Genomic DNA, 21,045 nt, shown 5'->3' on the forward strand with positions numbered 1-21,045 from the left:
ACAAAAAAACAGAGCCGGCTATACTGCCGGCCCTGCCACACATTTATCTTCTACTTGGCATAGTCAGTAACTCGTGACTCACGTATTACATTGACTTTGATCTGCCCCGGATATTCCAACTCATACTCGATTTGCTTCGCAATATCCCTGGCCATCAATACCATGTCTGCGTCAGATACTTGTTCTGGAACTACCATAACACGAATCTCTCTACCTGCTTGAATCGCAAAAGATTTATCAACACCCTTGAATTGGTTGGTGATATCTTCTAATTGTTTTAACCTGTTTGTATATGTTTCTAATGTTTCTCTTCTTGCTCCCGGCCTTGCCGCGGATATCGTATCCGCCGCCTGTACAACGCACGCAATCAGAGTCTCCGGTTCTACATCGCCGTGATGAGCTTCAACCGCATTAATGACCGTCGCGGATTCCTTATACTTTCTACAGAGATCCACGCCAATCTGAATATGTGATCCTTCTACATCATGATCTATAGATTTGCCTATGTCGTGCAAAAGTCCGGCACGTTTGGCTATTCTGACGTCCAGGCCAATCTCGCCTGCCAGAAGTCCCGCCAACTGAGCCACTTCTATAGAATGCTTCAATGCATTCTGCCCGTAACTGGTTCTGAACTTCATACGTCCGAGAAGTTTGATAAGTTCCGGATGGATTCCGTGAACTCCTACTTCAAGAGCCGCCGCCTCGCCTTCTTCACGAATCATGGCGTCTACTTCTTTCTGCGCCTTCTCAACCATCTCCTCGATTCTTGCCGGATGGATACGCCCGTCAACAATCAATTTTTCCAGCGCAATTCTCGCGACTTCTCGTCTTATTGGATCAAAGCCTGATAATACAACGGCTTCCGGAGTATCATCGATAATCAGCTCTACGCCTGTCATCGTCTCCAGAGTGCGGATATTCCGCCCTTCCCGTCCAATAATCCTTCCTTTCATTTCATCACTTGGAAGCTGTACAACCGAAATTGTAGTCTCCGCAACATGATCTGCCGCGCATCTCTGGATTGCAGTGACAACATATTCTTTTGCCTTCTTGTCTGCATCTTCCTTCGCCTGCGCTTCCATTTCTTTAATCATCTTCGCAGTATCATGCTTTACATCTTCTTCAACAGTTTTTAACAAATATTCTTTTGCTTGTTCGGAGGTAAGTCCTGAGATTCTTTCTAGTTCCTGTACTCTCTGCTTACTCAGCTCTTCAACTTTCGCCTCGCGCTGCCTAAGCTGTTCTTCTTTCGCTGTAAACCCTGCTTCACGCTTCTCAATTGCATCTGCCTTTTTTTCTAAAGCCTCTTCTTTGGAAAGAACGCGTTTCTCGTATCTCTGCAATTCTGCCCTACGTTCCTTAGTCTCTTTCTCAAGTTCATTCTTGTTCTTGATAGACTCTTCCTTAATTTCCAAGAGAGACTCCTTTTTCTTGGCCTCAGCTGTCTTTACCGCATCATCAATAATCTCTCTGGCTTTGCTATCTGCATTTCCAATCTTAGATTCTGCATTCTTCTTCAGATTAGAAACCGTCACAAAGTGGCTGATCACCGCTGCAGCTATGATAGATACAATGATTACAGCAATCGCTATTCCTATCGGCACAGGAGCACCTCCTTATTTAATTTTCATTGTACAAATACAACACTTAAATTTTATACTGTTTTCACAAAGATGTCAAGCATTCCACTCAGAAACTTGTATCACTTGACGGATGTCTTCGTAATGGAAGCCTTTGCGTACCAGATATCCCAGTATTTTCTGGGTTTGCGCATGGTCTGCCGTATGCGGATCATACTTTTTCTTCTGTAAAATTGCCTCAATTGCCGCCCGGGAATCCTCATTTCCATAACATTCCTCAAAGGCCTGCTCGATCAATTCCTTCTCCACGCCCTTCTGGCTCAAGGCTGCATACAGTTCTTTCCGGCTCTTCTTATCCTTCCGGCTCTCGATAAAACTTCTCGCATATTCCATATCATCGATATACCCAAAGGATTTTACATACTCCACGGCCTCTCCTACAATGTCTTCCGGATATCCGCCAAGCGCAAGCTTGCTCCTTAACTGGGATTCAGTACGCCCCATATCGGTCAGCAGATGCATGGCCCGTAGTTTGGCCCGCTTAAGCACGATATCATTACGTATCCTTTGATACTGCGCTTCCTCAAGAAGGCCGTCTTCCTCTATCTGATAGCGGGACAGTTCGCCTTTGTATAATACAAAGGCGAACTGTCCGTCCAGATATATCTTATATTTTGACTTCGTCACCGGCTCTATCTTCGTCACCGTCATCCTTATGCTTCCTCTTTCGCCTTTCTGCCTGTTGCCTTCTTCTCTTCCGACTTCTCTTCTCCTGCAGCAGATGCCGGATCCCGGTCAAGGTCATAGTGTTCCCGAATCTTCTTCTCCAGTTCTTCCATCACTTCCGGATGCTCAGCCAGATATGACTTGGCGTTCTCCCGGCCCTGGCCGATCTTATTGCCATTATATGCAAACCAGGCTCCGCTTTTGTTGACCAGGTCAATGCTTACTGCCAGATCCAGGATGTCACCCTCCTTGGATATGCCTTTTCCGAACATGATATCAAATTCTGCTTCCTTAAACGGAGGCGCGATCTTATTCTTCACGATCTTGACACGGGTCCTGTTCCCCACCATCTCGCCGCTCTGCTTCAGAGTCTCTATCCTTCTGACATCCATACGGATGGAAGCATAGAACTTCAGCGCCCGGCCTCCCGTGGTTGTCTCAGGATTGCCAAACATAACCCCTACTTTCTCTCTTAACTGGTTAATGAAGATAACGACGCAGTTAGACTTGCTGATAACCGGAGTCAGTTTGCGGAGTGCCTGGGACATCAGCCTTGCCTGGAGTCCTACGTGGCTGTCCCCCATATCTCCCTCGATCTCCTGCCTTGGAACCAGGGCAGCAACCGAGTCTACCACTATGATATCCATAGCGCCGGATCTTACCATGGTCTCAGCAATCTCAAGCGCCTGATCCCCGCTGTCAGGCTGCGAAATATATAGTTCATCTATATCAACGCCGATATTCTTGGCATAGGCCGGATCCAGGGCATGCTCTGCGTCAATGAATCCTGCGATTCCTCCGCGCTTCTGGACCTCTGCAATCATATGTAATGCAACCGTCGTCTTACCACTGGATTCCGGGCCATATACCTCGACCACGCGCCCCTTCGGAACGCCGCCAAGCCCCAGCGCCAGATCAAGGCTTAAGGAACCTGTGGGAATCGTCTCCACTGCCACTTGAGCCGCCGGATCGCCCAGTTTCATAACCGTGCCTTTTCCAAAATCCTTCTCCAACTTTGCTATCGCTGCATCCAATGCCCGCTTCTTATCATCACTTGCCATAACATATTCTCCTTCTCGCTTATCGAACGAACGTTCGTTCTATGATTAATATACTATTATAATTGCTTCAAAATGTCAATATAAAATTCCTTAAAACCTTGGAAACGCCCATACAGAATTGCACGGGGCAGAAAACACGAATATCATCCGAAATCACTATTAAAATATCATACCTCTCCCCTATCCGTCAACAGGCAGCCGCAAATTACGAAATTACGGCTGCCCGCTTCTCTGATAGTATTTTTCTCTTTCCTTCTCCCAGTATATTTTGTCTTCTTCGTTAATCTTTCTTAAGACTCTGCACTCCTTGCAATGGCTGTAATCTTCCAGTTCTTTGATATTCAGTTCGATCATACGGCAGCGTTGGATTCCTCAACCTCGCGCACCCTGTCTTCTATGCCATACTGCCGGAAATACGCTCTTACTTTTTCTATAGACATGTTCTTATCTTCCTTATAAATCATGCTACCACTATAAGATTACAGAAGAAGAAAAGCAGCCTTGCGGCTGCTTTTCTACAGGCATACTCTTTGAAGCGCCTGATTCAGGCACCACAACACGCTTCTCTTTTCTACTTTTCTATCCGTCACCACATCAAAGGATGCAATCTCCTTTCCTTCCAGAAGATATTGAATCTCCCCTACCTTCTGCCCCTTCTTTAGCGGGGCTTTGAGGTGGTCTTTTACCTTCCTTTTGACCTCTGCCTTTTCATCTGCCTTCAGAAGGGCATTAACTTCTTTTTCTCCCCCCTTGACTACGGCCTGCACCTTGGATTCCCTCTTATAAGGATTCCCGGCCGATACTCCTTCCTGAACTCTAATCTGGGAAAGGGCGGGTTCCTCCCATACATTCCGGTACTCATAATTGGCAAGCCCATATTCCATCAAGGCCTTGGTATCCTTCCACTTATAGTCCTTATTATTGGGCCATCCGCAGGCCAGCAGCGCCACGATAAACGTCTTGCCGTCCTTCCTCAGCGCGCCTACATAGCAGTATCCCGCATCGCCGGTAAATCCTGTCTTTCCCGTCAGCGCGCCATCCATCATATCCAGGAAAGCATTGTGGTTATTGCAGGAGAATTCACGGTCTCCTGCCACATTGGTAAAATGATAATTCTTAGTGCCTGTGATCTCAAGGAATTCATCCTTTTTTGGAGATTCCATGATGCAGTAGCGCATAATAGAGGCCAGATCCCTGGCCGTTGTAGAGTGGGTTCCTCCATCATCGTAAGCGTCAAGCCCGTTGGGCGTCACAAAATATGTATCCTTGCATCCGATTTCCTCCGCCTTCTGGTTCATCAGTCCTGCAAATGCCTCCACGGAGCCTGCGATTCCTTCCGCAACCACTACTGCGCTGTCGTTGTGGGATTCCAGCATCAGGGAATACAGAATATCCTTCAGATAGTACTCTTCTTTTCCCCTGACCCCCAGCCTGACTTTGGGCTGGCTGGCCGCATAATCGGAGGCCGCCACGATCTGTCCCTCTTCCATATTCTCCAGGGCCATTATGCACGTCATTATCTTTGTCGTGCTGGCCATAGGCTTTGCCTCGTTTTCATTCTTTCCAAATAAAACACGCCCACTGTCAGCATCCATCAATACTGCTGACTGGGCGTACAGATTATCCGGCTCGTCCGCGGCATCCGACTCTTTCGCCTGGGCGCTAAAAGGCTGGATCAACAAAATACAAGCAAGGAGAATTCCTAATAATCGGTTCTTTCTCATCTGCCACACCATACATCACCATGTTATTGCAATATATGTAGGCCGGGTTAAGACTATTCTTAAAGAAGTATCAGATATCCAATTTTAACTGGATCTCTTCTTCCGCCTCTTCCTTAAAACTTTCCATCTGCTCAGGATTCAGGCTTGGCAGATCCTCTACCGACTGGATGCTGAACCTTCGAAGGAACTCTTCCGTCGTGCCAAACAAGATCGGCTTGCCAGGAGCCTCCATCCTGCCTTTCTCGCACACCAGGTTATACTCCACCAGCTTGTTAACGGCATGGTCTGATTTCACGCCCCGGATCTTCTCGATCTCCAGTTTCGTAACTGGCTGCTTATAGGCGATAATGGACAGCGTCTCCAGCAGGACGTCTGTCAGCACGTACTTCTTGGGCTGCTTCGCCACCCGGATCAGATACTCGTACATCTGCGTCTTCGTACACATCTGAAACGCATCTTCAAGTTCGATAATCCTGACGCCCCTGTCTTCTGCCTCATACTTGTCCATCATTCTATGTATGATCTTTCTGGTCGTCTCTTCGTCATGCTCGATAGCGGCCGCAATCTTATTCAGTTCCACCGACTCGCCCATGGTGAAAAGAATCGCCTCTATCACGCCTTCTAATTTGTTGATTTCCACTTCTTCCATACTACCTTTCCCACACTTAAGATTCACGTTTCGGCAGAATCATAATATCATCAAATGGCTGTTCCTGCCGGATCATGATCACGCCTTCCTTCATTAACTGCAAAATGGCAAGGAACGTTACCACGATCTGCGTTTTGGAACTCTGCTTCTTCAGCAGTTCCCGGAAACTGAATCTGCCATGGCTTTTCGCATATTCCGTGACATAATCAAGCTTATCCGGTAATGTGACTTCTTCCTTTTCAATCTTGCCAAATTTGCTGCGGACAGGGTCGATCTTATCCACCTGCTTCTTCATCACATCCTTAAAGATGCGGTTCAGTTTGGAAAGGGTCAGATCCCCCAGCAGGGCATCCAGATCTACCGGCTCTACATAGCCCAGCACTTCCTGTGGAATCGTAGGCGCCTTATACATCACCTGCTCGCCCTCTACCTGCCTGTCCCGCAGTTCATAGGACATATACTTGTACATCTTGTACTCCAGCAGCTGCTCCACCAGTTCCTGCCTGGGATCCTCTTCTTCTCCCTCCTCATTGACTTCCTTCGGAAGAAGCATTCTGCATTTAATATCCAGAAGTGTCGCAGCCATCACAAGAAACTCGCTCATGATGTTCAAATCTTCCTTGTCCATGGCCTTGATGTAGTCCATATACTGGCTCGTGATCTCCACAATCGGAATATCATAGATATCGATCTTATTTTTATCTATCAAATGTAGAAGCAGGTCCAGCGGTCCTTCGAAGACCTGCAGTTTTACCGGAATTCCCATAGATATCCCTCACACCCTATCTTTTATCGTCACAATTGTATTATTATACAGGATTTTCCTTCTTTTCACAAGTTTTAATCCTCATTCAGCACAAGAACTACCATTTCCGCCGGATTTAACAGACGGATGGGGACGGAGTGGGCGCCTAAGCCCTTGCTTACGACAACCGTAGCATCCTCTTCCCTGTATATGTCTCCCGAATATTTGGGAAACAAGGTGAGGTCCGGAGCAATCACGCCGCCGATTCCCGGAATCCTTACGATTCCGCCATGGAGATGTCCGGAAAGTATCAGATCTGCTCCCCATTTCCTGTATGCCTCCACATAGGCAGGATTATGGGCCAGCAGTATCTGGTAGGAGGAATCCGCCGCCCCTACCCTGGACTCGATCTCTTCTTCTTCCATCGGCCGCCTTCCAAACTTTCTGTAGCCGTCAAGTCCGATCTCAAGTCCGGTAATGCAGATGCCGGCGCCATCCCATGGAATCCTTACGGACTCATTTTCAAGAAATACGATCCCCGCGCTGCAAAGCCGGCTCTGATAGTCCTTATAGGACTGGCTATATGCTTCTGGCCTTTCTTTTAACTTCTGCTCATGGTTTCCATTGGCATAGTATACCTTGCAGATGGACGGAAGGCGGCAAAGAAAGCGAAGCGTGTCTTCATAGGAATTTCCGTCCTTTCTTACCAGCATGTCCCCGCCAATCAGGATCAGATCCGGCCGGGCGCTGATAATTGCCTGAAACAGCCTCCCATTCTCCTCTCCATAACTGTAGTTATGCAGATCGCTCAAGAATACGATCCGCTTCTCTTCCTGTAGCCCCATTAACTTAGGGGATGCAATTTTATATACCGTTGTTCTGAATCCATGCAGTTCCCGGATATTCTCAACGATCATTCCCAAGATGATGATTACAATAGCAATGATTAGAATATTCAACCTATCTTCTCCTTTAACTCCCGAAGCGGCCACCATCCTTACGGCATGTCCGCCTTAATCATTATATAATTAATCTTTGGAATTTGCAATCTTCTATATGGACAGCAAAGATAGGGGGATAGCCCCCTATCTTCTACAGCAGGAATTTTTTGACGGTGTCGCCCATCGCGCTTTTATAACTGATCTCATCCACCGATTCAGCAGCCACGATGTCTATGCTGCCGATCTCTTTTCCACTTAAGAAATATTTTGCTTTTCCCACCTTGTCGCCTTTCTTCACGGGTGCCTTGATCTTCTTGTTCAAGGCCTCTTTACGCTCAATGGTCTTAAGGTCCGCTCCAGTAATGTCTACATAGGCAAAGGGCGTCTTCTGCCGTACCTTTACCGTCTCCGCTACCCCCCGTGATACTTTTGCAGGCTGAATGGATTTTGCCTTCTCTTCCTCATACTTATTGCATTTCCCAAACCCGTAATTGAGCAGCGTGGTAGCGTCCGTAAACCGCTGCTTGTGATCCGGAGCCGCCATAATTACTGCGATCAATTCCATCCCGTCTTTCTTGGCGGTTGCTGACACGCAGTATTTGGCCTTATCCGTGGAACCTGTTTTCAGGCCGGTAGCATATTCATACTGCCTTACCAGCTTGTTCGTGTTAGTCAGGCCGAACTCTGTGGTTCCTTTTTTCGTCGTATGCGTGATATTCTCCATCCATATCATAGAGTAGTCGTGAATCTGCGGATATGTAGTGATCAATTCTCTTGACATCAGCGCTATGTCGCGGGCAGTGGTCAGATGTCCATCCGTATCCAGCCCATTGCAGTTTACGAAATGCGTATTTTCCATTCCCAGGCCTTTCGCCCTCTGATTCATCTGCTTTACAAATTCTTCTTCATTGCCGCAGATGTACTCGGCCATTGCCACGCAGGCATCATTTGCGCTGGCAACGGCGATGCATTTGATCATCGTATCTACCGTCTGCGTCTCACCCGGTTCCAGGAACACCTGGGAGCCTCCCATGGAGGCGGCATATTCGGATGTGGAGACTTCATCTTTCAGGCTGATCTTTCCGGAATCCAGAGCGTCAAAGATCAGAAGCAGCGTCATGATCTTGGTCACGCTGGCCGGAGGTCTCTGCTCATCTGCATCCTTTTCATATATGATCTGACCGGTGGACGCTTCCATCAGGATTGCGGATGGAGCGCCGACCTGGGGGCCAGCCTCATTCCCTGTGCTGCCGGCGGCCTGCCCCCCGGCAGAGTCTTTGGTATCGGCGGCCTCCTGCCCTTCGGCGGGTTCCTGCGTATTGGAGTTCTTTTGCGTTTCATCGTTATCTTCTGCTTCCCCCTGTGCATCCGTATACAGGACTGGTTCCTTGACCGGCATTGCAAATACGGGCTGTACACAGAGCAAGGCGCTTAAAATTGCTGCCAGAATCTGTTTCATGCGACAACTCCTCGTAGGTATCAATCTATTATTACCATTGTAATGGGCAGCCTCCAAAAATATGCCAATAGTCGAAGAAGTAATTCCATAAATCGGCAAAAAGGGTTCGCCAACCTGGCTTCCATCCAGATATTGAAGTCTGCATATAGAAAAAAGCACCCGACAGGTCTTATTTCATCCTGCCTGGTGCTTTTTCTAATCAGTTGTTGCTAAAATATGATCCTGCTTATTTGCCAGCCATCTGTTTCTCTTGCTGTTCGATCATTTTCTTAACCATATATCCGCCGACAGAACCATTCTGTCTAGATGTCAGGTCTCCGTTGTATCCGTCTGTTAACGGTACTCCTAATTCGTTTGCAACCTCATATTTGAATTTGTCCAATGCACCCTTTGCTTCAGGTACGGCTGCTCTGTTTGATGAACGACTTGCCATTGTCATACTCCTCCTTCTTGTAACTTTGTAACTTTTTGCTTTGTTGTTACAACCATAGTATATGGAGGAATCAGATTATTACACTAGAAGTTCCTTCATGTTTTGGAAGATTTTTCAACCAGCCGTTTTCATCATTTAAAAGCAGATCCGCGGCCTCATTTGCCATTTGGAGCACCTTCGCATCCTGGAATACGTCGCCCAGCTTAAAGTCCATCATGCCGCTTTGGCGGATTCCAAAGAGATCTCCCGGGCCGCGCAGCCTCAAGTCTTCGCTGGCAATCTTGAAACCGTCGTTGGATTCATTCAGGATATTCAGCCGTTCTCTGGTTTCTTTTGCCTTGGAGCCGCTCATGAAGATACAGTAGGACTGATGCTTTCCTCTTCCCACCCGGCCTCTTAGCTGATGAAGCTGGGCCAGTCCGAACCGCTCGGCATTCTCGATCATCATGACCGTGGCATTGGGCACATCGATTCCTACCTCGATCACCGTGGTAGATACCAGTATCTGTATCTCGCAGCGTCCGAACCGCTCCATGATATCATCCTTCTCGGCCTGCCGCATCCTCCCATGGAGACAGGAAACTACGATGCCTTTTCCCATCTCTTCCTGCAGCATGGCCGCATAGTCCAATACATTCTCCACTTCCAGCTGCTCGCTTTCTTCCACCATCGGACAGATCACATAGCATTGCCTGCCTTCTCCTACCTGCTTTTTCATAAACGCATAGGCCGTCTTCCGGTAACCGGTTTCCACCACGCAGTTCTTGATCGGCAGACGGTTTGCCGGAAGTTCGTCAATCACGGAGATGTCCAAGTCGCCATATAGGATGATCGCCAGCGTTCTGGGGATTGGCGTCGCGCTCATGACCAGCACATGGGGCATTCCGCCTTTCCTTGCAAACGCCTCCCTTTGCTTGACTCCGAACCGATGCTGCTCATCCGTGACTACCAGCGCCAGGCAATCATAATAGACCCGATCCTGGATCAGCGCGTGGGTTCCTATGATGATCCTGGCATATCCGCATTCGATCCGATCATAGGCTCGTCTCTTTTCTTTTGCCGTCATGGATCCGGTGAGAAGTTCTACTTTAATCTTTATCCCGTATTCTTCCAGCAGCCGGGTAATCGAATCATAGTGCTGCCGTGCCAGGACTTCCGTCGGCGCCATCATGGCTCCCTGATATCCATTTAGCGCAACGCTGATAAGAGCCAGTACCGCCACGATCGTCTTCCCGGATCCTACATCTCCTTGTACCAGCCTTGACATGGCGGTATCTGATGCCATGTCATGGGCAATCTCATCCCATACTTTCTTCTGGGCTTTCGTAAGCTCATATGGCAGCCTTCCAATCAATTCATCCACTTCCGGCTTCCTTTGGACAATGTATTCATTCTCTATCCTTTCATTTTTATCCTTCATCTTTCGGATAGACAGGATGAACTCTAAGAATTCCTCGAATACAAGCCGCTCCCTGGCATGATAGAACACTTCCTTGTCCTCCGGGAAATGAATGCCCCGGATGGCATAGTTATATTCAGCAAGCCCATACTTGAGACGAAGCTCGTCCGGAAGCGTTTCACGGGTCAGGTCCAGCTGGGACAGCGCCTGATGCATAGCCTTGGCCACCACATTGTTGGACAGGCCTGCAGTCAGCCCATAGACCGGCTGCAGCGTGTGAATCTTCTCCTCATACTTCCCGGCCGGATAGAAGATTTCCGGGTGCTCCATCGCAAGGCCGCCCTTGCGGCTTGTAACCCTGCCTCTAAGTATGATCTTTCCGCCCCCCGCGAGCGTGTTCCGCAGAAAAGGCATCCGAAACCAGACTGCCTTGATGGTACCGGTCAGATCTTTGACATGGATGGTCGTCACCTGCATATTACGGTTTCCCGATACCTGGACTCTTCCGAAGATAGCCCCGGCCACCGTCTGGACCTTTCCTTCCTCCACTTCGCTGATCGGTACAGGATCTTCATAGACATCATAGCCTCTGGGATAATACCTGATTAAGTCTCCCACCGTAGAGACTCCTACCTTTTCAAATAGTTTCTGGGTCTTTTCGCCTATTCCTTTTAATTCTTTTATGCTTGTGTTTTCTATCATATCCGCTCCATCATAAAAAGAAGCCAGCCCCCCGCTCCAAAGGGACAATACCCTATGGCCTTAAGAGGTCTGGCCCTATCTTATATTCTGCCTGAAAATAATTCGTTTATTCAACCGCCAGCACATAATAGTAGATCGGCTGGCCTCCAAAATGGGCATCCACGTCTACGTCAGGATACAGGCTCTCCACTTCTTCGGTAAATCTCTGCGCGTCCTCTTCCCTTACTTCTTCTCCGTAGTAAAGGCTGATGAGTTCTGAATCCTCGTCTACCAGCTGGGACAGCATCTCCTTCGTCGTCTCTTCGATTCCCTTGCCCACTGCCAGAATGCCGCTGTCGCCGATGCCCATGATATCTCCCTCATGGATCTCCTTGTCGTCAATCTTCGTATCCCTGACAGCATAAGTCACCTGCCCGGATTTGACATTCTTGATCTCTTCCAGCATCGTCTCTTCATTCGTCTTTGCATCCGCATCCGGAACAAAATTAATAATCGCAGTAATTCCCTGAGGAACCGTCTTGGTTGGAATGACGATAATCTCCTTGTCCTTCACGAGCGCCTTTGCCTGATTCGCAGCAAGTACGATATTCTTGTTGTTAGGCAGGATGAAAATACTGTCGGCATTCACCTGATCAATGGCATTGAGCATATCCTCGGTACTCGGATTCATAGTCTGCCCGCCCTCGATAATATAGTCTGCGCCTAATTCCTTGAATATCTCATTCAACCCTTCTCCGATGGAGACCGTGATGAATCCCATCGCTTTTCTCGGCTCATCAGGCTTCTTCGGCGTTTCCTTTGCCGCGTCCTGCGCTGCCAGTTTTTCTGCGTCCTTAATCAATTTTTCCTGATGCTCTTCCCGCATATTGTCTATCTTCATGCGGGACAGCTGGCCGAATGTCAGGGCCTTCTGGATCGCAAGCCCCGGATCATTGGTGTGCACATGCACCTTTACCACGTCATCATCCGCTACGCAGACGATGGAATCACCGATGGAGCTTAAGTATGCCTTGAACTCCTGCTCATTGTCTTCCGTAAATTCCTTCTCTGTCAGAATAATGAATTCTGTACAGTAGCCAAACTTGATATCTACCGGCTCCTGTGAATTGATCTTCACTGCTCCCGCAGATGCTGACGCATTCTTTGGCGCAATGGCGCTGTAGTCAATCTCCTTGCCCTGGAAGGCATCGTATGCGCCTTTAATTACTTCAAGAAGTCCCTGGCCGCCGGAATCCACTACCCCCGCTTCCTTCAGTACCGGAAGCATATCCGGAGTCTTCTCAAGCACCGCCTTAGCATGCTCGATGACTGCAGGGATGAACTCTTCCAAGTCTTCCGTCTCCCCTGCCATCTCCGCCGCTTTTTCAGCAATTCCGCTGGCAACGGTAAGGATGGTTCCCTCCTTTGGCTTCATGACTGCCTTATAAGCCGTATCTCTTGCCCTGGCGCAGGCAGCTGCTAATGACAGCACGTCTATCTCTTTCTCTTCACGGATCGACTTGGTGAATCCTCTGAGCAGCTGGGATAGGATTACGCCCGAATTCCCTCGTGCCCCGCGCAGGGAGCCTGATGATATGGCCTTCGCCAAATCCTTCATGTCCGGCTTCTCAAGCGCCATCACTTCCTTCGCCGCTGATATGATCGTCAGAGACATATTGGTTCCCGTATCCCCGTCTGGTACGGGGAATACATTTAATTCATTGATAAATTCCTTCTGTGCTTCGATATTCTGCGCGCCTGCCAGAAACATCTTAGCAAGCATATCCACATTTATAGTTTTTGTAGCCACTTTTAATGCTCCTCCTTAACTAATCGATGACTCTGACGCCTTCAATGTAGATATTGATCTTATCTACCGGCATACCGGAAAATTCTTCTACCTTATATTTTACGTTACTAATCAGATTCTCAGTAACTGCCGAGATGCTTACGCCATATGCAACAATAATATGGAAGTTAATACTAATATGATTATCGTCGGATATTCCTACCTGGATTCCTCTTGTCAGGCTTTCTCTCTTTAACAGATGGACAAATCCATCCTTCATATTCACTGCAGCCATGCCTACGATGCCAAAGCATTCAACGGCTACGGTTCCTGCATATTTTGCAATCACTTCAGGATCAATCGTAATAATGCCAAGATCTGTACTCATACATCCCTTCATATCTAAAAACCTCCAATTCTTGTATCCTTATTTCCACAATATTAATACATAATAATAAGAGTATTATACTCTGTTTTCCTCTATATTACAACAAAAAAGCCCTTGTGAGGACAACAAAAAACCCAGATTCCATAGCGAAATCTGAGTTTTAATTTTCCTTACGCACGCTCAACTCTGCCTGATTTTAAACAAGAAGTACAAACATACATCTTCTTTGTGGCTCCGCCCTCTGTTTTCACGCGAACTGATTTTACATTTGATTTCCACATCTTTGGTGATTTTCTATGAGAGTGGCTTACGTTGTTTCCAAAGTGAGCACCCTTTTCGCAAATAGCACATTTAGCCATGACTGCACCTCCTAACGCTCATAATAAGTTCTTTTCCGAACTCGCAACAATAGTTATTTTACCAGAAGAGCAATCAAATTGCAAGTACTATTTCTCATTTTCTTATACTAGCAGCAAAACAAGTTATATCCAGCCAGTATGCATAAAGCGATGCACAGCACTTCCACGAACATGTTTGGCAGTATCATCGCCAGAATGATGCCAACCGCCACCCAGAACAGGGCAAATCCGACTACCCGCTTCATAATTATTGCCACCCCTGCCCTTGTTTTGTAATATTATATGTGCATAGGGGGAAATACATGACTATTCTTTGGAAGAATCAGCCTCATCAAGGATATTTTTTACGTCATCTTCCGTCATCTTGCCTTCCTTTGAAGAACTGAACTTTTCTACCACATCCGGTATCATATCAAGGATCTTGGTCATCGTATCCTGATTCTTGATGTTCACAAGCCTGGTATGCCCATTCTGAATTACAAGCACGGCGCTTGGCGTCATCTTGCCTCCGATACCTCCGGCTCCTTTTTCCTTTTTGTCTCCGTTAAACGCGCCAGCCCCTACTGCGAATGAGACGTCCACCAGAGGGAGAATGATCGTATCTCCTATATGGATTGCATCTCCTACCACCGTCTTGGATGAGACAACTCCGTCCATCCCATGAAACAGGGCTTCCACCGTTCCTTTAAAATTGTTATTCTCTGCCATATTTTTGCTCCTCCTACCCGCTTATAATTCAAATTCTTTCACATGACGGTATGTCATACGCACTTCTTTGCACCATGCCAGGTTCCACATAAGCCTGACAAAATGGATGATGCGGATCCTGCCCTTGATGTACAGGCTGCCCTCCAGGACCTTGTGCTCAAAATCCGGGATAATGCTTACATGCTCGCCCCAGAATGGATACAGCATGCTAAGCCCCGCCAGTACCTGCCCGGTCGTGCAGGGATCCTCAAATCCATAATGGAGATCTGCCGCAAGCTTCTTAGGCTTCAGGCGGCGAAGCAGCTTGAATGCCTCGTCCTTAGCCTTAAAGAATGCCTTCTTGTGGACTTCGTCAGTAATAAACTCTGCCAGTCTTTCCTTTTTCTCCAGCAATAATTTTATTCTATCACAGAACGCAAGGAATGTACATTTTATCTTCCGATACAGAGCCTTTGCCTTTTCCCACAGGCCTTTTGCCTTCCGTCCTATGCCCTTTTTGCCTTTCGTATCTTTGCTGTCGCGTTCCCTATCTTCCGGGACAGCGACGGCTTCTGCCTTTTCCATATCTTCTTCAGTTTTTTGAAACTGCGTTTCAGTTCTTTCAGGTAATCCGGGTTCTTCCTCATCTTCCTTCGGATGGCCTTTACGCTCCTTCGGAGGCTCTTCCACCTCTTCTTCCAGCGCTTCCCACTCTTTTTCCAGTTCTTCTTCATATCCTCCCACCTCTTTTTCTACTGTCTTCTTATCATCCTGTCCGCTCTTCATCGTCTTCCACGCTGTCCGGACGCTCCATGACAGTTCCTGGCCTTCATACCCGGCTATTGCCTTAAAAAGGCGCGCAAGCCATGTCACTTTCACCCTGGCCTTTACTCCCTTAAGCGTGCCGTCAAACTCCGCCCCTGCCTCGTACCGGATTGGCACAAAAAGAATAACGCAAACTAACAATACCAGTATCCCCAGTATTGCTGCTATTATGATCCCTATGATTTTCAAGATTAGCAATAGAATATGTAGCATCTTACTCTTCCTGTTCTTTTTTTAATATATAAGAGCGGATGTCAGCTCCTTTTGTCTCATTATACACTTCCTGGACAATTTGTTCTACCAATTCTACCGCATCTTCATATCCTTTTGCGATCCCCACCACAAAGAAGTCCTCATGGGGATAATCCGGCTGCAAAAGCAGCACGGAATTATAGATCTCCAAATGGTTCTTCTCGTTCTGGGACAGCGTAATGATATGGATATTTACCTGGAACTTATTTTCTTCCAGTTTCCGGATGATTCGGTCTTTCTTCTTCTCCAGCCCTTCCATCAGGTAGAGATGCTTATAGTACCTCATTCGCATTTCCCTCTTTTCTAATAGTAATAGGCATCAAATACCTGTTTCGCCACATCGACTGCTTTGGCGGTCCCGTCGGATGACTCAATGATCACGCTGATGACTAGTTCCGGGTTGTCCACGTTGGTCATTCCGATAAACCAGGAGTGATCCTTTTCCTTATCCGAACTGTATTCTGCGGTTCCCGTCTTTCCGGCGGCCGTATAACTCTGCCCGCTCAAGACGGATGCGGTCCCATAGTCCACTACGGCTGACATGTACTGCTTAAGCTTGGCCGCGTCCTCAGAAGTCATCAGGCTTTTATACTTTTCCGGCTTATTCTTGTCGATGACCGCACCGGTATAATTGGTGACGGAATCTACCAGATACGGCTTCATCAGGGTTCCTCCGTTGGCGATAGCAGAAGTGATGAGAGCCATATGGTACGGGCTGACCTGGGTTTTTCCCTGCCCCATGGCGGTCATCATCTTATCAGCGCTTCCAGCCCCCGGCTCCAGCGAGAAGGAACTCTTACTGTAAGGCAGCACGGAAGGAAGTTTGGAATTAAACAGCAGTTCTTTGGATGTCTCTCTAAAATTCTTAATGTCCAATGACAGACCGATGTTGGAAAAAGAGGTATTGCAGGAGTAGGCCAGACTGTCCTGGAAGCCTACCTGGCCGTGTACATGTCCGTTGTAGCAGCGGATGGTCACCCCATCCTTCTCGATGGCCCCGGTACAGTTGTAGCCATAATTTTCATAATCCGGATTCTCTCTCATATACTCAAGGGCCGTAACCACTTTGAATGTAGATCCCGGCGCATACTGGCCCTGTGTAGCACGATTCAAAAGCACGCTGTCCTGATCAGTATTCAGGAAATCCCAATTCTCAGCTACGGTATTGGGATCAAAGTCCGGCTTGGAGACCATGGCCAGGATCTTTCCTGTGCTCGGCTCCATCACCACCACGGCTCCCTTGTAATTGCCGAGGGCATCATAGGCAGCCTCCTGAAGTTCCAGATTCAAAGTGGTCACCACGCTATCGCCCATATTCTTCTTATCCTGGAATTCATTCTTTATCTTTTCCAGGAAAAACGCATTGGAAGTCAGAAGTTCAAAGTTCTCCACAGATTCCAGGCCTGATTTGCCCTGCACGCTGTATCCTACTACATGGGCAAACATGTTTCCGTAAGGATACTCCCTCGTCTCCGTGCCGTCTTCTGATACGTTCGTCTGAGCCAGCACGTTGCCTTCCTTATCTAGGATCTTCCCCCTTACTACCCGGTCAGCATAAGAATCCTGTCTTGCATTATAAGGGCTTCGGATGATATCCCGGCTTCTTGCCACCTGGAAATAGGTGATATAGCCCATAAGTACCAGGAATAAGGCGACGAAGATGTAGGTTACCCTAGCGAATTCTTTGTTCCTTGCGCGCTTTGCCTTGGCCTTTTGCTTGTCCTTTCGGTTGGCTTCTTTGCGCTCTTTCCGGGACATCTCCCGTCTTTCTTGGTCTCTTTTTATTCTCTTGTCCGCTTCTCTTTGCTCGTAGCCTTTCCTTTTTCTTTCTTTCAATATCTTCTTCCTCGTCTTCCCTTAATATATACAGTCCTTGAATAATCGCAAACATGATCAGCGTACTAAGCAGGGAACTTCCTCCGTAGCTGACCAGCGGAAGTGTTACTCCCGTAGAAGGGATGAACTTGGTCACGCCGCCTATGGTAAGGAATACCTGGAATATGTAGCAGGTTCCAAGTCCCAACGCCACCATTTTATAAAACATGTTGTGAAGCTGCATGGCAATATTCAGGAACATGACATAGCAGCTGACGCAGACCAGTATCATGCACAGCGCGAATATCAATCCCAGTTCTTCCGATATGGCTGAGAAAATAAAGTCTTCATCCGCTACGGGGATGGTATCCGGCTCGCCCTGAAAGAGTCCCATTCCAAACCAGCCGCCTGTGCCGATAGCAAATAAGGATTGGGCAACCTGATATCCGCCATTGTCATAGGACGCAAAGGGATCTTTCCACACGATGACACGCGTCCGTACATGTCCAAAAAGATAATAGGCCGCCACTGACGCCACGCTTCCCGCGCCAAGCCCGGCCGCCAGATACAGCGGCTGGCGGGTAGCCACATAGAGCATTGCCAGATATACGACAAAGATGATCAGCGCTGCCCCAAGGTCCTTGGATGCTACCAGAATCAGCACATGGAATGCCGCCAAAGCCGTCGTGATCACAATATCCCGGAATTCCAGCGACCGCTTGAAACTTGCCGCCACAAAAAATACGAAGATGATCTTCACCAATTCTGAAGGCTGGATGCTGATGCCGCCTACCGTAAAACCTAGTTTCGCGCCATAGGACACCTGGCCTACCACGGCCACGATCGCAAGGGATACGATGCCTGCAATGGCATACAAGTTCCTCCATTCCGACAGTTTCTTAAACTTGCGGATGATAACCGGAATCACGAAGCTCGCCGCGATGGCTCCCGCCGCGATGACATACTGCTTGACCGCCTTTTCATAGTTCAGCCTGGTCAGCATGATCATGCCAATGCAAAGAAGCATGCACATATTATTTACGACCAGCCTGGATACCTTTGGATAAATAAACGTATATAGCAAGATAGTAGTACCAAAAAGTACCACTTGCATCAAATAGAAGGCAAGCAGCTTGACATCCTGCTTCTCCAGATACATCACCAGAAATGCGATGATATGTATCGTGAACATCAGTACATTCTGCCTCCTAAGCATCCGCTTCTTCTTATCCGGATCATAGTAGCCAAAGATGCTGAAGCAAAGGTACGTATACATCGTCATTAATATGATGATCAGATATTTGGATAGTTCAACAATTATATTAACCACTTCTTCACCTACTTTACTCCCCTTTTGAAATGTCCCCGGGTATACTCCATATCCGGCGCCTGCACCTCTTCCCGCCAGATGATTCCCCTGACATAGTCCAGAATGATCCTGCGCATCTGCTCCGTGCCTTCCGTAGAAAAATCAAGACGGATTTCCGCCGGCTCAAGGCTCAGGAGTTCTTGCGCCTTATCCGCCAGATAAAGCGGCGAGGAATTATAAATTATATTATAACAGTATGCGCAGCATTTTTTAACCGCAAACTTCTTTTTATATCGATCCCGGATATGCAGCCAGCCTTCTTTTGCATCGCATCTATCCATGGTCTTTCCAATGCAGCCAGCTGTAACCATGACAGGCTGATAACCATAGGCGATCAACGACTGTCCCCGAATATCCAGTTCTTTCAGTTCTCTGGCGTTTAACTCTACCGGCGCAGTGAACCGTTTGATCCCGCCCTCCTGCATGAACCGCTTGGAAAAGCGATTGCAGGCATAAAGATTATAATCTCCACGTATCTCCTTATTATATGCATGCTCCAAAAGCCATTGGAGACTCTCCCAGTTCCGTACCAGTATGCCGTCAAAGGATAACCGGATCATCCCGTAAGCCTTTTCAAGCCTAAGAGCCGCATCTTCCCGAAATATATAAGGCATGGCAAGATAATGCTTTTTCCCGGATTGAACGGACTGGATCATTCTGGCTGCCTCTTTTATCTCCTGCGGCGGCAGATCTATATAAATACATTCTGCTTCCTTGCATTCCACTGCCGCCTTCAGCTGGCTCAGGGAGCGGACTAAAAGAGCAAGCTGCGGGTCTTTTGATGCCTTTCCTGGCCTGGCGTCCCCGCAAGCCATCCTTTTTTCTCTAGACGACGCTGCCTCTTCCTTTGCTTCTTGCGTCCTCTCTGCCTTTCTACGGTAATCCGACAGCACGCGGTCTGTCAAGGCCGCAAGCCCGTCTCTTCGCAGCTCGTTGAGTGCCTGCATAGGCAGGAACAGATCCCCCTCCATGCACACTTCCATCCGCTCAAACGCAAACTGCGTATTCCCGGTCTTTCTCATCTGCTGCTCCACCCTGGACGCTTGAAGCGGCTGACGCATGGCAGGCTCTGGCTTAGGGCCTTCGCATTCTATGCGGTATGTCCCATATTCCAGTAATAGTCTAGCACTCTGACCCAAAGAAAGTATTAATTTCCCATTAATTTTTTCTTGTATTTTATAATCTGGATATGCTGCTGTCTCTTCTTCCCGACCCGGCGGGCGTCTGAAAGATATCATTTCCTTTCCATTGTGCTGGCGATAGTATCCTTCGCTGTATCCCCTTCTCTGGTACGCGCCAAGCAGTTTTTCCCTATCCTCTCTTGATACCTGGTATCCTGCTCTTCCTTTCTGGCAGTACAGGTCTGCATATTTCCGGTATAATCTTGTTACCGTATACACATAATCCGGCTGCTTCATCCGCCCTTCTATCTTAAAGGAATCGATTCCCGCCTCCATCAGTTCCGGAAGCAGATCAATGGTACATAGATCCTTCAGGCTCATAAGATCGCAAGGCCTGCCTCCCTCCACACTGTAGGGAAGCCTGCATGGCTGGGCGCACTGGCCACGGTTGCCGCTTCTGCCTCCAGTCATGCTGCTTAAAAGGCACTGGCCTGAATAGCAGTAGCAAAGCGCCCCGTGTACGAAGCATTCTACCTCAAGCCCTGTCTCCTCTTTCATGATCCGGATTTCTTCCAGAGACAGTTCCCTGGCGGGAACCACGCGTGTGATGCCCCGGCTCTTCATAAAAGATGCTCCTCTTCTGCCGGTTATGGTCATCTGGGTGCTTGCGTGGAGCGCAAGGCCGGGAAAGTGCTCCCGGATATAGGATGCCGCTCCTACATCCTGGACGATAACGCCGTCTAGTCCTCTTTCATAGTAGGGCTTCAGGTATTCATAGAGCTGATCGATCTCCTTGTCCTTTAACAGGGTATTGACCGTCAGATAGACTTTCCTTCCATGGATGTGCACATAGTCAATGGCTTCTTCCAGTTCTTCCTGTGTCAGATTCTTGGCATAGGCCCTCGCCCCAAACTGCATGCCGCCGATATAGACTGCATCGGCTCCGGCGCACACCGCGGCCCTGAGGCTTTCATATGAGCCGGCTGGCGCCAATATTTCAACGTGTCTGTTCATATCATTCTTTCCTTTAAAAAAGGCTGTC

The 21,045-nt window shown here is 48.0% G+C and carries 21 protein-coding genes; all 21 read right to left on the bottom strand.

The genetic code is table 11. From position 1 onward, the window contains the following. Nucleotides 1-50: 50 nt before the first annotated feature. Nucleotides 51-1,604: a ribonuclease Y gene (rny, locus tag HDCHBGLK_RS15955; protein WP_004606757.1), complete on the bottom strand. Its 1,554-nt coding sequence runs from the start codon at nt 1,602-1,604 to the stop codon at nt 51-53. A gap of 72 nt (nt 1,605-1,676) precedes the next feature. Further along, the gene (locus tag HDCHBGLK_RS15960) at nt 1,677-2,291 is read right to left on the bottom strand and encodes a regulatory protein RecX (protein WP_004606756.1); all 615 of its coding nucleotides are present in this window, start codon (nt 2,289-2,291) and stop codon (nt 1,677-1,679) included. 2 nt (nt 2,292-2,293) lie between these two features. After that, entirely contained in the window at nt 2,294-3,367 is a 1,074-nt protein-coding gene (recA, locus tag HDCHBGLK_RS15965) for a recombinase RecA (RefSeq protein WP_004606755.1), read from the bottom strand. 213 nt (nt 3,368-3,580) lie between these two features. Then, nucleotides 3,581-3,721, bottom strand: coding sequence for a hypothetical protein (locus HDCHBGLK_RS19055; protein WP_004606754.1), 141 nt, complete (start codon nt 3,719-3,721; stop codon nt 3,581-3,583). A 161-nt stretch (nt 3,722-3,882) separates the two neighbouring features. Next, a complete protein-coding gene (locus tag HDCHBGLK_RS15970; protein ID WP_004606753.1) occupies nt 3,883-5,103 on the bottom strand; it encodes a D-alanyl-D-alanine carboxypeptidase family protein in 1,221 nt (406 codons plus the stop codon). A 58-nt stretch (nt 5,104-5,161) separates the two neighbouring features. After that, entirely contained in the window at nt 5,162-5,740 is a 579-nt protein-coding gene (gene scpB / locus HDCHBGLK_RS15975) for an SMC-Scp complex subunit ScpB (protein ID WP_009248450.1), read from the bottom strand. A gap of 16 nt (nt 5,741-5,756) precedes the next feature. After that, nucleotides 5,757-6,506, bottom strand: coding sequence for a segregation and condensation protein A (locus tag HDCHBGLK_RS15980; RefSeq protein ID WP_004606751.1), 750 nt, complete (start codon nt 6,504-6,506; stop codon nt 5,757-5,759). 74 nt (nt 6,507-6,580) lie between these two features. Continuing rightward, nucleotides 6,581-7,480: a metallophosphoesterase gene (locus HDCHBGLK_RS15985; RefSeq protein WP_004606750.1), complete on the bottom strand. Its 900-nt coding sequence runs from the start codon at nt 7,478-7,480 to the stop codon at nt 6,581-6,583. 97 nt (nt 7,481-7,577) lie between these two features. Then, on the bottom strand, nt 7,578-8,885 hold the full coding sequence (locus HDCHBGLK_RS15990) for a D-alanyl-D-alanine carboxypeptidase family protein (protein WP_004606749.1): 1,308 nt from the start codon (nt 8,883-8,885) through the stop codon (nt 7,578-7,580). Between the two features lie 226 nt (nt 8,886-9,111). Next, nucleotides 9,112-9,318, bottom strand: coding sequence for an alpha/beta-type small acid-soluble spore protein (locus HDCHBGLK_RS15995; RefSeq protein ID WP_009248447.1), 207 nt, complete (start codon nt 9,316-9,318; stop codon nt 9,112-9,114). A gap of 70 nt (nt 9,319-9,388) precedes the next feature. Continuing rightward, on the bottom strand, nt 9,389-11,419 hold the full coding sequence (gene recG, locus HDCHBGLK_RS16000) for an ATP-dependent DNA helicase RecG (protein ID WP_004606747.1): 2,031 nt from the start codon (nt 11,417-11,419) through the stop codon (nt 9,389-9,391). A gap of 106 nt (nt 11,420-11,525) precedes the next feature. Beyond that, nucleotides 11,526-13,208, bottom strand: a complete 1,683-nt coding sequence (locus HDCHBGLK_RS16005; protein WP_004606746.1) for a DAK2 domain-containing protein — start codon at nt 13,206-13,208, stop codon at nt 11,526-11,528. 19 nt (nt 13,209-13,227) lie between these two features. Further along, nucleotides 13,228-13,587 carry an Asp23/Gls24 family envelope stress response protein gene (locus HDCHBGLK_RS16010; protein WP_004606745.1) on the bottom strand — a complete coding sequence of 120 codons (360 nt, stop codon included), beginning with the start codon at nt 13,585-13,587 and terminating at the stop codon, nt 13,228-13,230. A gap of 158 nt (nt 13,588-13,745) precedes the next feature. Further along, nucleotides 13,746-13,934, bottom strand: coding sequence for a 50S ribosomal protein L28 (gene rpmB, locus HDCHBGLK_RS16015; RefSeq protein WP_009248444.1), 189 nt, complete (start codon nt 13,932-13,934; stop codon nt 13,746-13,748). 107 nt (nt 13,935-14,041) lie between these two features. Then, complete coding sequence (locus tag HDCHBGLK_RS19060) at nt 14,042-14,179, bottom strand: hypothetical protein (RefSeq protein WP_004606744.1); 138 nt, start codon at nt 14,177-14,179, stop codon at nt 14,042-14,044. 61 nt (nt 14,180-14,240) lie between these two features. Further along, nucleotides 14,241-14,642 (bottom strand): GerW family sporulation protein, encoded by a 402-nt coding sequence (locus HDCHBGLK_RS16020; RefSeq protein WP_004606743.1) that lies wholly within the window; start codon nt 14,640-14,642, stop codon nt 14,241-14,243. Between the two features lie 21 nt (nt 14,643-14,663). Then, nucleotides 14,664-15,659 (bottom strand): DUF2953 domain-containing protein, encoded by a 996-nt coding sequence (locus HDCHBGLK_RS16025; RefSeq protein WP_004606742.1) that lies wholly within the window; start codon nt 15,657-15,659, stop codon nt 14,664-14,666. Between the two features lies 1 nt (nt 15,660). Then, nucleotides 15,661-15,984 carry a hypothetical protein gene (locus HDCHBGLK_RS16030; RefSeq protein WP_004606741.1) on the bottom strand — a complete coding sequence of 108 codons (324 nt, stop codon included), beginning with the start codon at nt 15,982-15,984 and terminating at the stop codon, nt 15,661-15,663. Nucleotides 15,985-16,001: 17 nt separating this feature from the next. Then, nucleotides 16,002-17,333: a peptidoglycan D,D-transpeptidase FtsI family protein gene (locus tag HDCHBGLK_RS16035; protein WP_004606740.1), complete on the bottom strand. Its 1,332-nt coding sequence runs from the start codon at nt 17,331-17,333 to the stop codon at nt 16,002-16,004. 37 nt (nt 17,334-17,370) lie between these two features. Further along, nucleotides 17,371-18,843, bottom strand: coding sequence for an FtsW/RodA/SpoVE family cell cycle protein (locus HDCHBGLK_RS16040; RefSeq protein ID WP_004606739.1), 1,473 nt, complete (start codon nt 18,841-18,843; stop codon nt 17,371-17,373). 8 nt (nt 18,844-18,851) lie between these two features. Next, a complete protein-coding gene (locus tag HDCHBGLK_RS16045; protein ID WP_004606738.1) occupies nt 18,852-21,017 on the bottom strand; it encodes a U32 family peptidase in 2,166 nt (721 codons plus the stop codon). Between the last annotated feature and the right edge of the window lie 28 nt (nt 21,018-21,045).

The sequence above is a fragment of the [Clostridium] scindens ATCC 35704 genome (genome assembly GCF_004295125.1).
Classification (GTDB): domain Bacteria; phylum Bacillota; class Clostridia; order Lachnospirales; family Lachnospiraceae; genus Clostridium_AP; species Clostridium_AP scindens.